The sequence below is a fragment of the Paenibacillus sp. EKM211P genome (assembly GCF_011066175.1).
Lineage (GTDB): Bacteria > Bacillota > Bacilli > Paenibacillales > Paenibacillaceae > Paenibacillus > Paenibacillus polymyxa.
On record NZ_JAAMNS010000001.1, the window covers coordinates 1 to 17044 of the forward strand.

The 17044-nt window shown below is 45.2% G+C and carries 14 protein-coding genes; 6 read left to right on the forward strand and 8 right to left on the reverse strand.

Features of this window, described 5'->3' with window-relative positions; genetic code table 11:
- Positions 1–328: 328 nt before the first annotated feature.
- Positions 329–1417: an HD-GYP domain-containing protein gene (locus G9G57_RS00005; protein ID WP_126666364.1), complete on the reverse strand. Its 1089-nt coding sequence runs from the start codon at positions 1415–1417 to the stop codon at positions 329–331.
- Between the two features lie 206 nt (positions 1418–1623).
- Positions 1624–4188 carry a DNA gyrase subunit A gene (gene gyrA / locus G9G57_RS00010; RefSeq protein WP_016822436.1) on the reverse strand — a complete coding sequence of 855 codons (2565 nt, stop codon included), beginning with the start codon at positions 4186–4188 and terminating at the stop codon, positions 1624–1626.
- A gap of 466 nt (positions 4189–4654) precedes the next feature.
- Here gyrA and G9G57_RS00015 point away from each other — a divergent pair, with 466 nt between their 5' ends.
- Complete coding sequence (locus G9G57_RS00015) at positions 4655–5482, forward strand: YheC/YheD family protein (protein WP_016822437.1); 828 nt, start codon at positions 4655–4657, stop codon at positions 5480–5482.
- Positions 5483–5623: 141 nt separating this feature from the next.
- Here the strand turns inward: G9G57_RS00015 and gyrB are convergent, their stop codons facing one another.
- The 6 genes from gyrB to dnaA form a co-directional block, all read right to left on the reverse strand.
- Positions 5624–7534 (reverse strand): DNA topoisomerase (ATP-hydrolyzing) subunit B, encoded by a 1911-nt coding sequence (gene gyrB / locus G9G57_RS00020; protein WP_016822438.1) that lies wholly within the window; start codon positions 7532–7534, stop codon positions 5624–5626.
- Positions 7535–7565: 31 nt separating this feature from the next.
- Entirely contained in the window at positions 7566–7817 is a 252-nt protein-coding gene (gene remB / locus G9G57_RS00025; protein WP_007433255.1) for an extracellular matrix regulator RemB, read from the reverse strand.
- A 16-nt stretch (positions 7818–7833) separates the two neighbouring features.
- The gene (gene recF / locus G9G57_RS00030) at positions 7834–8949 is read right to left on the reverse strand and encodes a DNA replication/repair protein RecF (RefSeq protein WP_016822439.1); all 1116 of its coding nucleotides are present in this window, start codon (positions 8947–8949) and stop codon (positions 7834–7836) included.
- 54 nt (positions 8950–9003) lie between these two features.
- Entirely contained in the window at positions 9004–9222 is a 219-nt protein-coding gene (gene yaaA, locus G9G57_RS00035) for a S4 domain-containing protein YaaA (protein ID WP_016822440.1), read from the reverse strand.
- Positions 9223–9259: 37 nt separating this feature from the next.
- Positions 9260–10402: a DNA polymerase III subunit beta gene (gene dnaN, locus G9G57_RS00040; RefSeq protein WP_016822441.1), complete on the reverse strand. Its 1143-nt coding sequence runs from the start codon at positions 10400–10402 to the stop codon at positions 9260–9262.
- Between the two features lie 186 nt (positions 10403–10588).
- A complete protein-coding gene (gene dnaA / locus G9G57_RS00045; RefSeq protein ID WP_013368644.1) occupies positions 10589–11935 on the reverse strand; it encodes a chromosomal replication initiator protein DnaA in 1347 nt (448 codons plus the stop codon).
- Positions 11936–13014: 1079 nt separating this feature from the next.
- On the opposite strand from dnaA, the gene rpmH reads away from it, so the two are divergent.
- From rpmH to mnmE, 5 genes are all read left to right on the forward strand, one after another.
- The gene (gene rpmH, locus G9G57_RS00050; RefSeq protein ID WP_007433250.1) at positions 13015–13149 is read left to right on the forward strand and encodes a 50S ribosomal protein L34; all 135 of its coding nucleotides are present in this window, start codon (positions 13015–13017) and stop codon (positions 13147–13149) included.
- Positions 13150–13407: 258 nt separating this feature from the next.
- A complete protein-coding gene (rnpA, locus tag G9G57_RS00055) occupies positions 13408–13758 on the forward strand; it encodes a ribonuclease P protein component (protein WP_013373922.1) in 351 nt (116 codons plus the stop codon).
- Between the two features lie 71 nt (positions 13759–13829).
- On the forward strand, positions 13830–14699 hold the full coding sequence (locus G9G57_RS00060; protein WP_016822442.1) for a YidC/Oxa1 family membrane protein insertase: 870 nt from the start codon (positions 13830–13832) through the stop codon (positions 14697–14699).
- The gene (gene jag / locus G9G57_RS00065; RefSeq protein WP_016822443.1) at positions 14696–15454 is read left to right on the forward strand and encodes an RNA-binding cell elongation regulator Jag/EloR; all 759 of its coding nucleotides are present in this window, start codon (positions 14696–14698) and stop codon (positions 15452–15454) included. The genes G9G57_RS00060 and jag overlap by 4 nt, the downstream gene beginning before the upstream one ends.
- 128 nt (positions 15455–15582) lie before the next feature.
- Positions 15583–16959, forward strand: coding sequence for a tRNA uridine-5-carboxymethylaminomethyl(34) synthesis GTPase MnmE (mnmE, locus tag G9G57_RS00070; RefSeq protein WP_164964349.1), 1377 nt, complete (start codon positions 15583–15585; stop codon positions 16957–16959).
- The last annotated feature ends 85 nt before the right edge of the window (positions 16960–17044 follow it).

Below are 17044 nucleotides of genomic sequence, written 5' to 3' on the forward strand. Positions count from 1 at the left end.
CTCCATTAAAGACCAACCGAAGTTGGTTATAGAAAGAGCGATTAGCTCATTTTGAAACTGACGAGATAAAATATCTCATTGTTTGATTTTGCGAACAAAATCAATTCACTCACTCGTTGTTCAGTTTTCAAAGATCAAACATTCCTTGTTTGCTTTAGAGTAACTCTCGTTCCCCTCAGCAACTTTTATAGTATATCATGTTATTCAGGTTTGTGTCAACACTTTTTCAAAAGTGTTTTTCGCTTCTTTATTTCAACACTTGAAGCGACAAGAAAGAATATATCATATCTTCACTATATTGCGCAACTATTTTTTTGAAAAGACCCAGTTAAGTAACAATACACTCGATATAAAGCTCTCTTTGAAGCATAAGGTTAATGATCTCCCCCTCTACTTGAATCAACGGACGAGTCGGGTGGTCTCGATCAGCAAATATAATTTCCCCTGTACGGTTATCATTGAGACGCACCTTGGTCCCATTATTAAATTGGGTTAGCTTTTGAATGAAGACTTGCACGACACTTGGGTCCAGCTTTCCAAATGATTCTGATTTGATTTGCTCTAGAACCAGATACGGTGATTGGGCAGGTCGGTATGTTTTCTCCAGAGTCATGGCATGGAATACATCAGCCACCCCTACAATTTTAGCGTATATATGGATTTGCTCTCCCTTAAGGCGCAATGGATATCCAGTACCGTCCACTTTCTCATGATGCTGAAGAGCTGCCAAACGTACACCTTCGTTAATAGCCTTCACATTTTTAAGCAATTGGTATCCTAGTGATGTATGGAGGCGTACTTCTTCTTGCTCTTCTCGTGTTAGTTGGGAGGGCTTGTACAGAATGGACGGGTCCATCTTAGCATTCCCTATATCATGAAGCAATCCGGCAAAAGCCACCTGCATCCAATCCTTTTGAGGCAACCCAATCCATTGTGCAATGGAGTAAGAGGTAAGGGAGGTTAGCACGGCATTGTGAAAAATATAGTCCACTTCGATCATAGCAGGCGGAGTATAGGTCATTACATTATAGCGTTGGATATATGCCAGCAAGGACTCCAGTTGTCCGCGCAACTCATATATAGATAAATTAGAGACAAGTACGGATTGAAACGCATTCTTAACAAGCATCACCATTTTGTCATACTCATCCTGGAATTGTTCGGCTTCATCTCGCCCATCTAACGAAGCTCCCTGCGATTCAGCTGTCCCAGATCGAACAGTGGTAGGCTCGCTACTGGATTTTGCAATATCATCCGTCCCTACCTCTACTTGTTGAATCAGGAACGCCTCTAAAATCTCTAAGTCACGTGGTAGCAAAATACGCCCTTTCGGTAGCAGCAGGCTGCCCATTTCAGTAAAAACGTCGCTTTGCAATTTAAGTCCTGCTTTTAATTCGGATACGGGTACAGTTGTCATGGTCAACCTCTCTGTTCTCACAACAGCTGCTCCAGCTGCCAGTTATGATGTCATTATATTACTTGGAAATGATCCTGTACATTCATTTTATGCCATTTAAAACGTGCTAGTCTGAATTGGTCAACCTGAACAAGAAAAAAAGACTCTCTTGACCAAATAGCCAGAGAGTCTCTTCAATCTAAATTTGTTGCTTCTATATTCAGGGCTTATTCGTCCCCAGAAGATTCTGAACCGTTACCTTCCGTATCTTCTGCATTCGCTCCAAGAGTTGGTTCAGCAGATGACAGAGTTGGCTCCTCACCAGTTCCTCCATCCTCTAATAAATCCTCAAGCAGTTCATCTTGCTCCTCATTCTTGTTCGCCCGACAAACCGTTGCAACCGAATCATCATCGCGAATATTAATCAATCTTACCCCTTGCGTATTCCGACCCATCGTGGAGATTTCCCCCATGCTAGTCCGGATCAAGGTGCCACTAGCTGTAATAATCATCAAGTCCTCTTCCGCTTTTACTACCTTGAGGCCGACCACTGGACCATTTTTATCGGTAACGTTAATCGTCTTGATCCCCTTGCCTCCACGGCTCTGGATACGATAATCCACAGCAGGGGTACGTTTGCCATAACCCTTGGCCGTTACGATCAGAATATCCAGGTCGGTATTGACGATATCCATGCCGATTACAGCATCGCTTTCGTCAAGACTAATCCCTTTAACTCCTGTAGCGCTACGCCCCATAGATCGTACGTCACTTTCAGGGAAACGGATAGACATACCTTGTGCTGTACCGATAATCATTTCCTGCTGTCCATCAGTCAGCTTCACTTCGATCAGGGCGTCATCTTCACGCAAGTTAATGGCAATTAGGCCGCCTTTGCGGATATTCGCATAGTCATCAAGAGGTGTTTTCTTAATAATCCCATGTTGGGTCGCAAAGAATAGATAACTATCCTCCACAAATTCCTCAATTGGAATTACTGCATTGATCGACTCACCCTGCTCAATCTGAATCAGGTTAATAATCGGTGTCCCCCGAGCTGTCCGGCTTAAATCCGGAATCTCATAGGCCTTAATCCGGTATACCTTGCCCTTGTCCGTAAAGAATAACAAATGATGATGTGAATTCGTAATGAACAGATGCTCTACGAAGTCCTCATCTTTGGTATCCATACCTACTACACCACGACCACCGCGTTTTTGACTACGATACGTAGTAACAGGGAGGCGTTTGATATATCCAGTATGGGTTACAGTAATAATAACGTCTTCACGCGGAATGAGATCCTCATCCAGAATACTTTCTTCACCCACTGTAATTTCAGTGCGACGTTCATCGGCGAAGCGTCCTTTCAACTCATTCAGCTCTTCGCTAATGATGTTGAGTACCAGATGCTCATTCGCCAAAATTTCGCGGTATTCCATTATCTTTTGAATTAGCTCGTTATATTCGTTCTCGATCTTCTCACGTTCCAAACCGGTTAAGCGTTGCAGACGCATATCGAGAATAGCCTGAGCCTGCTCAAGAGTCAGTGAGAAACGCTCAATCAGTCCTTCACGGGCTGCTTCTGCAGTTTGGGAAGAACGAATCAAGGAAATAACTTCGTCCAGATGGTCAAGAGCAATACGCAAGCCTTCCAGAATATGTGCTCTAGCTTCGGCTTTTTTCAGATCAAATTCTGTCCGACGACGAATAACCTCAACCTGATGCTTGAGATAATAATACAAGACATCTTTCAGGTTCAAAATCTTCGGCTCATTGTTTACAATCGCAAGCATATTGATACCGAAATTGGACTGCATGGCCGTATGTTTAAACAAATTATTCAGAACGACGTTCGGGTTCACATCTCTACGCAACTCGATCACAATACGCATACCCGTACGGTCGGATTCATCGCGAAGATCCGTAATGCCCTCAATACGCTTGTCACGTACTAGTTCAGCAATTTTCTCGACCAGACGAGCCTTATTCACTTGGTAAGGCAGCTCATGCACGATAATCCGTGCTTTATTGCCAATTTCCTCTATGGTGGTCTTCGCACGCATAGTCACAGATCCGCGGCCAGTCTGGTACGCCTGACGAATGCCTGAGCGACCTAAGATATAACCTGCTGTCGGGAAATCGGGCCCTTGAATGTAATCCATAAGTTCCATCGGCGTAATGTCAGGGTTTTCGATCAGTGCTTGTACACCATCGATAACCTCTCCCAAGTTATGCGGAGGAATGTTGGTTGCCATACCAACTGCAATCCCGCCGACACCGTTAACCAGCAAGTTAGGATAACGTGCAGGCAATACGACAGGCTCGTTCTCTTCACCATCGTAGTTAGGCATAAAATCAACGGTCTCTTTGTTCAAATCACGGAGCATTTCCATGGCAATCTTGGACAGCCGTGCTTCAGTGTAACGCATTGCTGCTGCCATATCTCCATCCACGGAGCCAAAGTTACCGTGTCCATCCACCAACATATAACGCAAGGAAAAATCCTGCGCCATCCGCACCATCGTATCATATACAGCCGTATCACCATGAGGGTGATACTTACCGATAACTTCACCGACGATTCTTGCCGATTTTTTATAAGGCTTATCTGGCGACATGCCTAGCTCGGACATCGCGTACAGAATACGACGGTGTACCGGCTTCAGTCCGTCCCGCACATCAGGCAAGGCACGGCTAACAATAATACTCATGGCATAATCCATAAAGGATTCGCGCATTTCCACTCCGATATCCCTATTGATGATTTGCGAGTTATTTTGATCCGCCATGCTGGTCCTCCTTCTCATCCTTCAATACAGCGCTCTCTATGTGAAAAGCCTAACAAGACACTGCCTATATACTCCGCTCCTTGCGCAGGATTTTGGCTGAAATCCTCATCTGTATAATTATATTACTTTCACAAAAAGAGCACAATTAAACGCATTTGTCCTCTTTACAGCGTAAAACCCTCGTCATTCCCCTTCTGCCTGTAGCAGATTGCTATTTTCTTGTACAACTTACAAGCCCTGATTATAACAAATTCCCCTGAACTGGGGATTAGCCCCCACCCTAAGGGCCTTTTCCACATACAATACGTATACGGTCAGGGTTCTACTTAGCAAAATTCCGAAAAACGCCGTATTTCTCTATTATATCATTGTTTTACGCGCTTGTCCTTTAGTTTCCCTTGTTTTGTTAAAGGGTGTGAATTCCAGGTACATGACTCATAATTCGAAAAGAAAGGGATGAGAATACTTGTCTATTCAGCGAGTATCCAGTAAGTGGGCCAAAACAAATGCCATTCTTCCCCATCCGACATTGGCCGCTTATATACCGGAAACACGTTTGTACACGTTTGAGCATCTGAATGAAATGTTGGCGGTGTATGGAACTGTCTATATTAAGCCGGATAATGGTACCTACGGCAAAGGGGTTATGCGTGCAGAAAGGCAGACAGAGCAGCTTCCGCCGACAGAAGAAGGAATCATCGAGGAGAGAACTTGGTATGTACTTCGCTATGAAGTAGATATCCTCACCTTTGAAAGCCTGGATGAGCTGCATAGGGTGGTTTCTTCTCGTATAAAGAAACGTCCATATCTGATACAGCGCGGAATTCCTCTTCTTCAGCATGAAGCCCGTCCCTTCGATCTGAGGGTATTGACCCAGATGAACTTGAGACATCACTGGGAAACAACGCTTATTGTAGGACGTGTAGCTGCTCCTGACAAAGTCGTCACCAATCATCACAGCGGTGGGACAACGCGTTTTTTCAATGAACTGGTGGCTCCATATATGGATGTAAAGGAAGCCGTACGACTGGAGCAAAAATTATCGAAAATGGGCGAGCGAGTAGCCTGGCAGCTACAAAAAAGATACCCTCGTTTAAGGGAAATCGGGTTAGATGTGGGATTGGACCAGCAAAACTATCCATGGATTTTGGAGGTCAATACAAGACCAGCCATCAAAGTGTTCGCTTCCCTCCCAAATAAAAGCCTCTATCATAAAATATTCAGATATGCAGTAGGCTACGGCCGGTATACAGCATCCACAGGTAAACCTGTACGCTCTAAGAAAAAGGCCTAAAACATTGAAATTAAATATTCAAATCCATCCGGGCTGGTTAATGACAAGAAAAGGGACGCCCATTTGGGCGCCCCTTGTACACTCTTGCTTATACAACCCTAATGAACAGATAACATAGCCATCAGGATGGAATAACACACTTTAGAAATCTAGGTTTTTCACGTACTTCGCATGTTCTTGGATAAAGTCACGGCGAGGCTCTACATTGTCACCCATTAAGGTATTGAACAGCGTATCAGCCAGCATCGCGTCACTGACAGTTACCTGCAGCATTGTACGGCTCTCTGGGTCCATCGTGGTTTCCCAAAGTTGGGTCGCATTCATCTCACCCAAACCTTTATAGCGCTGTACATTGTACTTCGCATTTTCTCCAAATTCCTTGATGATCTCGTCACGTTCCGCTTCAGAGTTCGCATAACGCACAACTTTGTTACGCTCAACTTTGAATAGTGGTGGCTGAGCAATGTATATATAGCCTGCATCAATGATTTTGCGCATGTAGCGATAGAAGAATGTCAGCAACAATGTGCGAATATGAGCACCATCGACATCGGCATCTGTCATGATAATAACCTTGTGGTAACGGGCTTTGCTGATGTCAAAATCATCTCCAATCCCTGTACCCATTGCTGTTACCATTGACCGTATTTCATCACTGGACAAAATACGGTCCAAGCGTGCCTTTTCCACATTCAGGATCTTACCGCGAATTGGCAAAATCGCTTGAAAGTGACGATCACGCCCCTGCTTGGCCGATCCCCCTGCTGAGTCACCTTCGACGATGTACAGTTCACTGATCGAAGCATCCTTAGAGGAGCAATCCGCCAGCTTACCTGGGAGCGAACTGATTTCCAGCGCACTTTTGCGACGTGTAAGTTCACGCGCTTTGCGTGCTGCTTCCCGGGCACGAGCTGCTTGTAACGATTTATCAACTACACGGCGGGAGACGGACGGGTTCTCCTCCAGAAATTCCTGAAGTTTCTCTGCGAACAGGGACTCGACAATTCCTCGAACTTCACTGTTGCCAAGCTTTGTTTTAGTCTGACCCTCAAACTGTGGTTCAGGAATTTTGACGGAGATAATCGCTGTCAAACCTTCGCGTACATCGTCACCAGTCAAATTGGCATTGTTGTCCTTAATCAAGCCATTTTTGCGTGCATAATCGTTAATAATTCGGGTTAATGCACTCTTGAAACCTGATTCATGAGTTCCGCCCTCATGAGTATTGATATTGTTGGCGAAAGAATAAATATTCTCGGTATAGCTGTCGTTATATTGCAATGCAACTTCGACTTGAATCATGTCACGAGAGCCTTCGACATAAATCGGCTGTTCATGCAGGGCTTCTCTTTTTTGATTCAGAAATTGCACATACTCACTGATTCCACCCTCATAGTGGAATGTATCGCTGGCGCCTGTCCGTTCATCGGTCAAGCTAATTGCAATGCCTTTGTTCAGGAAAGCCAGCTCACGAATCCGCGTCTGCAGCGTATCATAGTCATATACGGTCGTTTCGGTAAAGATTTGTTCGTCCGGATAGAAGGTCGTTTGGGTACCTGTCTCTTCAGTGTCACCGATGACTCTGACATCATACTGTGGAGCACCACGATGGTATTCCTGCTCATATACATGTCCATCCCGTTTAACATGAACAATCATTTTGCTGGAGAGCGCGTTCACCACGGATACACCAACCCCGTGCAGACCACCAGACACCTTGTACCCTCCGCCTCCGAATTTACCACCTGCGTGAAGTACGGTCATTACGACTTCCAGCGCTGATTTTTTCATTTTGGCGTGTTCACTTACCGGAATACCGCGGCCGTTATCTGTAACGGTAATGCTATTATCTTTGTGAACGACAACTTGAATGCTGTTACAATAACCCGCCAGCGCTTCGTCAATACTGTTGTCCACAACTTCCCAGACCAGATGATGGAGCCCCTTGGCGCTCGTGGAGCCAATATACATCCCGGGACGTTTCCGAACCGCTTCCAGGCCTTCGAGGACCTGAATCTCGCCCGCATCATAAGACGGTTGATTCATAGACATGCCTTTCACCTACTTCTATAGATTTCTATGGTTAAGCATTGGCAACAAACTGGTTTGCCCGCTTTTTGAGTGTTGTTGAGGAGATGGGGGAATAATACACCGTATTCTGAGTCACTACGATGGACTTGGCTTCCTCTTCGCCAATCATCTCGACATGCTTTTGCTGTTGGGCGTGGTTCACGTATTGTTTGGAGATTTTAGAGGATTTTTCAATCGAGATATCGAAAATAGCCACAAGCTCGGACGAGCGGATGATCTTTTCTCCACCCAGATGAATATACATAGCGGTCACTCACTCCTTAGTGTTCCACATGCCCGTCGTGGACGTGATAAATATGGGCACCCTTAAGTCGTTCTGCGTTCAACGTCTCAATCCCGGTTGCCGTGATAAAGGTCTGTACCTTGCTTTGGAAAGTCTCGATCAGCTGAGTCTGACGATAGGGGTCCAGCTCGGACAATACATCATCCAGCAGCAGGATAGGATACTCCCCAATTTCCTCATGAATTAATTCTATTTCGGCCAGCTTCAAAGACAGGGCCGTCGTCCGCTGCTGCCCCTGAGAGCCATACGTATGCACTTCTCTGCCGTTAATGGCAAAGGCCAAATCATCACGATGGGGTCCCGCCAAAGTCATGCCACGGCGGATTTCCTGTTCCCTCATTTGGGATAACTTTATCATAAATCGCTCCAATAAGACAGCTTCATCTTCTTCCTCTGGCTCACCGAAGGAGGGAACATAGGTTAATTTTAACTCTTCTGTCCCCCCTGCAATCCCTTCATGAATGGCTTGGGCCCACTTTTGTAGCTTTGTTATAAATTGTTTCCGCTTTTTTACAATTTTAACACCATGCTCAACAAGTTGCTCATTCCATACCTCCAGCATCAGCTGCACGGACGCCATATCTTTACCCCAAGCTTGCTTGAGCAGATTATTTCGCTGAACCAGCACTTTCTGATATTGCTGCAAATGATACAAATATCCTGGCGCAACCTGTCCGATTTCCATGTCAAGAAACCGGCGGCGAACCCCCGGTGTTCCTTTGACAATTTCCAGATCCTCGGGCGCAAACATGACCACGTTTAACGAACCGATAAAATCGCTCAGCTTTCGCTGCTCTAGCCCGTTGATCTTTGCTTTTTTGCCTTGTGTGGATAACGAGAGATCCAATCTGATTTTCCCGTATTTTTTATCCACATCGGCAGCTAGATGGGTGGAAGTAGCCCCGAAAGAAATTAATTCCTTATCGCGGGACGTTCGGTGACTTTTAGTCAAAGCCAATACAAAAATCGCCTCAACCAGATTCGTTTTGCCTTGCGCATTTTGTCCGATCAGCAAATTAACGGGCCCGAATTCATTCAGCTCCAACTGTTGATAGTTCCGGTACTGCTGCAAAACAATGTTGTTCACAAACACATAGGGTCCCCCTTGTTATTCCGCACCTAAAAGGAGTCCTTACCGTTCAGGCGATCATGCTCCTGCCGTAACCTCGAAACGTCCAATGTCCTCTACTTCTACGGTATCGCCTGGGTACAATTTTCTCCCCCGACGTTCTTCTGGCTCACCATTAACGCGGACTTGTCCCTCCTGCAGCAGGGCTTTAGCCATGCCTCCTGTGGATACACAATCGGCTAATTTCAAAAATTGATCGAGCTTGATGTATTCGGTCTGTATAGATATTGGTTTCAAGGCCTATTCATCCTTTCGCTTGTTCGGGTGGGTGACGCTAGTTGGTTGTGCGATATGGCAGGATGATGTACAGCGCATTGCTGGAATCTGCCGGTTTTAAAATAATGGGGCTCATAATGCCAGTAAAAGCAATCGTCAACTGCTCGCTGTCAATCACCTTCAGCACGTCGAGCATATATTTGGAGTTGAACGAGATTTTGAGTGGCTCTCCCTCAAATTTAGACACATTTACTTCCTCACGCACTTTACCAAGCTCAGATGAGCTGGAGGAAATCTCTAGATCACCGTTTTCCAACGATTGCATTTTTACAATATTCGTTTTTTCCTCACGGGACAACAAATAAGCACGGTCAATAGACTCGCTCAAACTTTTTGTGTCCACAACCAGTTCTGTTTTGTAGGAAGTCGGAATAATTCTAGAAGTATCAGGATAGGTGCCGTCCAAGATGCGGGAATAAAATAACACGCGATCCACCTTAAATAATACCTGATTGTCCGCTACGACGATATCCACAAGCATATTTTGATCCGGAATAATTCTGCTCAGCTCATTGAGCGTTTTACCTGCAATGACAACATTGCTAAAACGCAAGCCTTCAGAGGTCTCCAAATGAGCGCTGCGGGTGGCAAGGCGGTGGCGGTCCGTGGCGACAAATTTCAATTCACCCTCAGCCAGATTCCACAATACACCCGTCAAAATAGGTGTCGTTTCATGGGTAGAGATGGAGAATACCGTCTGTTTAATCATATTTTTAAGCAAATCACCTGGCACAGAGATGACTTGATTTTCTTCAATGTTGGGCAGCACCGGGAATTCCTCAGGGTCCAAACCAACGATTTGAATTTCAGTAGCACCGGATGAGATAAAGGTTTGGAATTGGTCTTTTACCTCCATGCGGATCTCCTGAGACGGCAACTTTTTAATAATTTCGACAAAGAATTTAGCGGGCAGCACTACACTGCCAGGTTGTTCAATCTGAACGACAGTTTGGTCACCATCCTCCATCGGAATAAAGGATTGAATAGAGATGTCTGTATCGCTAGCGGTCAGTGTGACTCCCTGGTGATTCACATCCAGCTTAATACCACTCAGAATTGGAATCGTGGTCCGACTGGATATCGCTTTGGATACATGTTGTATAGCCTCGTTCAAAACGTTTTTCAGAATGCTAATCTTCATAAGTTCCTCCTACGGGTTTTAATCCTGCAAGCACGCGTTGACGCGGGCCTTATATAGGTGATGTATATCTTTAAAATATATTAGTAATAGTAATAGGCGCACTGAATATGTGGATAACTATCTGTAACCCTAATAAAATCAAGCCTATCCACATGTGTATAAATTGTGTATAGGCTCTGAACTTGTTCAGGTTGGATTTTTGATTTTTTCTATTAGGTTGTTGATAACTTTAAATAGATCCTGATCCACTTGAATGGATTTGGAGATTTTTTCGTGCGCATGAATGACAGTCGTGTGATCACGTCCACCAAAAGCTTCGCCGATTTTCGGCAAGGAATAGTCGGTTAGCTCACGGGAAAGATACATGGCAATCTGCCGTGGAAAAGCTACAGCCTTCGTACGCTTACGCGCTTTAAAATCCTCTAGCCGTAGATTATAAAATTCCCCGACTTGATGCTGTATATCCTGAATCGTGATCATTTTTGGACGGCTGGATGGGATAATATCCTTTAACGCCTCAGCCGCGAGATGGCTTGATACATCCTGATTGGTTAAGGAAGAATAAGCGACAACGCGAATGAGCGCCCCCTCCAGCTCACGGATGTTTGTATCAATTTGATTTGCAATATACATCATGGCCTCATTAGGAATATCCAGGTTTTCTGCCCGCGCCTTTTTCCGAAGAATAGCAATTCTCGTCTCCAAATCCGGCGGTTGAATATCCGTAATAAGTCCCCACTCGAAGCGAGAGCGCAGCCGTTCTTCCAGCGTTGGAATTTCTTTAGGCGGTCGATCGCTTGAGATTATAATCTGCTTGCGTTCCTCATGAAGCGCGTTGAACGTATGAAAAAATTCCTCTTGCGTCGATTCCTTGCCCGCAATGAATTGAATATCATCAATGAGCAAAATATCAATGTTGCGATATTTATTCCGGAAACTTTCCCCGCGGTTGTCCCGGATGGCATTAATGAATTCATTCGTAAACTTCTCCGACGATAAATAAACGACCTTGCTGGTCGGATTGTGCTCCAAAATATAGTGTCCGATAGCATGCATCAGATGCGTTTTCCCCAGACCTACACCACCGTATAGAAACAGCGGATTGTAAGCTTTGGCCGGCGCCTCGGCGACGGCCAGCGATGCCGCATGGGCAAAACGGTTCCCCGATCCAATGACAAATGTATCGAATGTATATTTGGGATTCAGCATATGGGATACAGCTTCTTCTTGAACGACCGGCTGCTGCTGAGGTTGTTGCTGAAGGTCGACCTCGGCGGGCTTGTTCTCTTCAATAACGAACTTGACCTCTAAATGTTTGCCCAAAATCTCATAAACCGTTGCTCCGACTAACTTGGTATAGCGGCTTTCAAGCCATTCCACGGCAAAAGTTGTCGGTGCAGAAATCACAATGGAGTGGTCATTTAGTTTCGCTGCCTTGGTAGCCTTAAACCAAGTGTCGTAACTCGGCTTACTCAGCTTGGTTTGTATGATGGATAGAATTTGCTGCCATAGTTCAGAGGTATGGCTGTCCACAGACGTCACTCCTTTTAAATCCTGACATTTTGCCGAATTAAGCTGCAGAGAGCTGCTCTCGGCGCTTCGGCAAAACGCCTAAAATCACAAAAATATTGTTGAAGGCCATAAAAAGACATACCGCCGCCTAAATCATGCGGCAGTGTAGTGAGAGAACGCAGCACAAAATGCCCTGAAAAATAGTAATGGAAAATTCCACTGCTGATCGGCAGAAGAAAGGCGATATTTCTCAGGAGGGAATGTGCGGCACGATCCGTTCTCTTGATCCCGCAGGCCAAAACGGGACTGCAATATGTCGAAATCAAATGAAAAATGTAGAATATATCCCCAGAATCCCGAATCCGCACAAAAATAAAAAGATGGATAAATTGAACTTGTTCACAACTTTATCCACAGGGTGTTGATAATATGGAGGGTAAAACAACATATTCACATTCAAAAGTAATATCATCATAGCAAAAGAAGCCTTGTATTTCAATGACTCGTGGTTATTTATCCACAAATTCAATCTGTTGTGTACAATTTTTATTCACAACACAAGATATTGTTTATAATTTGTTCAGTTTTCGACAATAACTCTTTTTCGCTCTAAAATGTTATGCACAGGTTATGACCATTTAAATCACAATTCCATTCTTTTTGTGGATCTGTGTATAACATCCGTTGCCTTTTGGTTACACCGGGTTATTTTTGTGTTGAAAATTTCCGGTAACGTTTCCGACAATATTTTTGACGAAACTGATAGTGGGGATTTGGAACGGCCTGGATTTAAGCCGTAAATGAATAGATGGTAAAAAAAGGCGTTTTTAGAATAGGAACGTAAGCTACAGTAAAATGCTGATGAATGTTGATCATGGAGAAGAAACGAAAAAATCGGGAATAAAGGGATAGAAAAGAGTAGAGTGGGTGATGCAAAAAGAGGGAGAGGACTTGTGAATGTGAAAAAGAGGGAGAGAATTCAGAAGTACATTGACTTTGACCGCTATTTGTGGTTAAATGTACAAAGGTGTTTTTTGTGGAGATTGCTATGTTAGGTATATTCCATATAAAACGTATTCCTTGTAAGGAGGTGCAGCACAATGAGACCGACTTTCAGACCGAATGTCAGCAAACGTAAAAAAGTTCACGGCTTCCGTAAAAGAATGAGCACGAAGAATGGCCGTAAAGTTTTGGCAGCTCGTCGCCAAAAAGGTAGAAAAGTATTGAGTGCGTAATGCGTGCATAAAGACCACTACGGTGGTCTTTTTTTTCATAATTGAAGTATTTATGGATCGGATGCTTCTTCTATTGTAGAAATGTAGTGTAAAAAGAGGGACAAGTCCTACATCCTGCTCTATATTAGATGAAGTTTTTGAAAACGGATATAAAATAAGCGAGATTACCATGTTGGAATATTGTCCATACTTCTTACTATATAAGAGGTAAGGATTACTTACCGATATGTGTAAAAGAAATGAGCAAGGAGAAGCGCCGTGCAAAAAAAATTGCGTCTACGAAACCGGGCGGACTTTGGGCGCGTATACCGCCATGGCAAATCTTTTGCCAACCATCAGTTTGTGGTGTACTGGTTCCGCCGCAGAGAGGTAGAGCAGTTCCGCGTCGGAATTTCGGCTAGCAAGAAGATCGGCAATGCAGTTGTACGCAACCGGATGCGCAGGATCGTTAAGGAAATCGTGCGCCATCATGAGCAGGAATTGGTGGAGCAGATTGACCTGATTTTTATCGTTCGTAAGGGTGCGGTTACTAAGTCGTATCAAGAGCTGGAGAAAAGCGTGCTGCACGTTTTGCGCAAAGCCTCGCTGCTCAAGTCTACGCGCCGATAGTCAGTATCTTTGTCCTACAGGATATGGTATGATTTACGTTGGAATGGATTGGTTAAGAAAGGGGTTATGAAGTGTCGCGTTTGAAGACTCAACGAGGAAAATGGTTCCTCCTGATTGCCTTATTGGCACTTGTTGCTGTGCTGTCCGGATGTACCCAGGCGGCTCACAATTCTTACACGACGGCAGACTTGGCCAATGGATCTTGGTGGCAAAGATATGTCGTTTACTGGTTTTCGTATGCGCTGGATACATTTGCCCAATGGTTCTCTGGAGAATATGGCCTGGCCGTACTGATTCTGGTGATCATCGTGCGTACTATTATTTTGCCGCTTACACTCAAGCAAGTACGCAGTTCCAGAGCAATGCAGGCTATTCAGCCGCAATTAAAAGAAATTCAAGCGAAATACAAGGATACACCTGAGCGAGTCCAGCAAGAAACGATGAAATTGTTTCAAGAAAACAAGGTTAACCCAATGGCGGGCTGTCTGCCTTTGTTAGTACAGATGCCCATTTTCATCGCGCTTTATAATGCCATTTATTATAACTCGGCATTGCGGGATCATGACTTTTTGTGGCTCCAGTTAGGTAAACCGGATCACTTCTTTATCCTGCCGATTCTAGCAGCGATTACGACTTTTGTCCAAACTTGGATGATGATGAAAATGAATCCGACACCGCAGCAAGGACCCATGCAATTTTTGCTGTATGTCTATCCGGTGCTGATTCTATTCATGTCGTATAACTTCCCGTCTGCTTTGCCGTTGTACTGGTTTTTCAGTAATATTTACACGATTGTTCAAAACTATTTCCTTTATCGGAATAATGATAAGGACGCAGCATTGGCTAATGTAAAAACAGCGAGTCTCGCGAAAACAGGTTCCTCTAATAATAGTAAGAAAAAAGGCGGCAAAAACACGAAGGGGGCTAAAAAGTCGAGATGACCAAAGTCGTGACATCAGGAAAAACCGTTGAAGATGCTGTAAGACAAGGACTCTCCCAGCTGGGAGTAAGCCGTGAACGGGTAACCGTAAACGTGTTGGAACAGCCGTCAAAAGGATTCCTGGGGTGGCTAGGGGTCAAAAAGGCGAAGGTGGAGCTTACGCTGCTTTCTGAGCCGTCTCCTGAAACCACACACACGGCTGAACCTCATGTATCGGCTCAAGCACCTTCTGACGTGGGACAGGCTGTATCACAAGCTGGGTCTGTTGCGCAGGAAGCACAGATGAACATGGAAGCATCCAGGGGACATATAGATCCTTATGAAGAGGCGGTGCGTTTCATCCGTGAAACAGCTGCAGGAATGGGACTCGACGTCGAAGTCGATGTCCGTCATCGCAAGGATGAAAGTACACTGGATATCTCCGGTCCATCGCTCGGTATGCTGATTGGCCGCAGAGGACAGACATTAGATGCATTGCAGTACCTGACGAATATTGTTGCTAACCGTCATTCTGATAAATTTATCCGAATTGTGCTGGATGCCGAGCAATTTCGTGCACGTCGGCGGAAAACGCTGGAGGATTTGGCGGAACGATTAGCGAACCAGGCTGTTCGTTACGGCAAGGAAGTGGTACTGGAGCCAATGCCGTCCCAGGAGCGGAAGCTGATTCATGCCAAGCTCCAGCAGCATGCGCTGGTTAGAACATACAGCAAGGGGGACGAGCCTAATCGGCGCGTTGTCATTGCCAAGAAATAATCCGACGCAATGGCTCTCTGCAAGCTGCAGAAGCCATTGCTTTTTTTCTTATATTTCACACTGAAACGGGTGCCGTCCTTGATGAAGGGCGGCAATGCCGTTTTTACTTGATAGGAGGTAGAAACGATATGCTGAGCGATACCATAGCTGCCATTGCAACGGCTGTCGGCGAGGGCGGCATTGCAGTTGTGCGGGTCAGCGGTCCAGAAGCGGTCACGGAAGTGGAGGCTTTGTTCCGTAGTAAAACGCCCTTAAGTAAGGCTCCAACGCACACGGTACACTATGGACATATTATAGATCCTCAAAGCCAAGAGAAGGTGGAGGAAGTTTTAGTTACAGTGATGCGGGCACCACGCTCTTTTACAACAGAAGATGTGGTAGAGATCAGCACTCATGGTGGGGTGGTAGCCGTTAAACGGGTGATGGATTTGTTACTACTGCAAAATATACGTCTGGCTGAGCCAGGTGAATTTACGAAACGCGCTTTTTTGAATGGTCGTATTGACCTGAGTCAAGCGGAGGGCGTTATTGACTTAATTCGTTCCAAATCGGATAAAGCCTTTTCGATGGCTCTGAAGCAGGTGGATGGGCAGCTGTCCCAGAATATTCGTCGTTTGCGTCATGTATTGGTGGAGACACTTGCTCATATCGAAGTAAACATTGATTACCCTGAGCATGATGTAGAATCCTTTACGTCTGAGTTAATCAAGGATAAAAGCAGCCAAGTCATGGCAGAAATTGATCGGCTGTTGCACACAGCGGAGCAGGGGAAAATTTTGCGTGAAGGGCTGACTACAGCGATTGTCGGAAGGCCGAATGTAGGCAAATCGTCGCTGCTAAACACGTTGGCTCAGGGCGAACGGGCGATTGTGACCGATATTCCGGGTACGACCCGTGACGTTATCGAGGAGTATGTGACGATTAATAATATTCCGCTCAAGCTGTTGGATACAGCTGGAATTCGCGAAACGATGGACGTCGTGGAACGGATTGGGGTAGAGCGTTCGAGGACGGCAGTTAGTGAAGCGGATCTGTTGCTCATCGTTATGAATGCCAACGAACCACTGCACGAGGATGAAATGGCATTAATGGAACAAATCCGCGGTAGACAAGCGATTGTTATTATGAATAAAATGGACTTACCGGCCCGAATAGACCGGGATTTGTTGCTGCGCTATGTTCCTGAAGAGCTTATTGTGCCGATGTCTGTGAAGGAAAATGAGGGAGCAGATCGGCTGGAGCAGGCTATATCGAATTTATTCTTTAGCGGCAAGCTAGAATCAGCGGATATGACGTATGTCAGCAATGTACGGCATATTGCTTTGCTGAAGAAAGCGCGCCAATCGCTGGTAGATGCCTATGAGGCCGCTGATCAATTTGTTCCAATTGACATGATCCAGATTGATGTAAGGCTGGCATGGGAGCATTTGGGTGAGATTGTAGGCGATACTGCGCATGATGCGTTAATAGATCAAATATTCTCACAATTCTGTCTGGGCAAGTAGAACATTCAAGCATGGCTGTTTTAAGCCTGCTATCGTCATAGATACAGAAGAGCATATTCGGGGTGAAGACTCGAATGTATAAGGA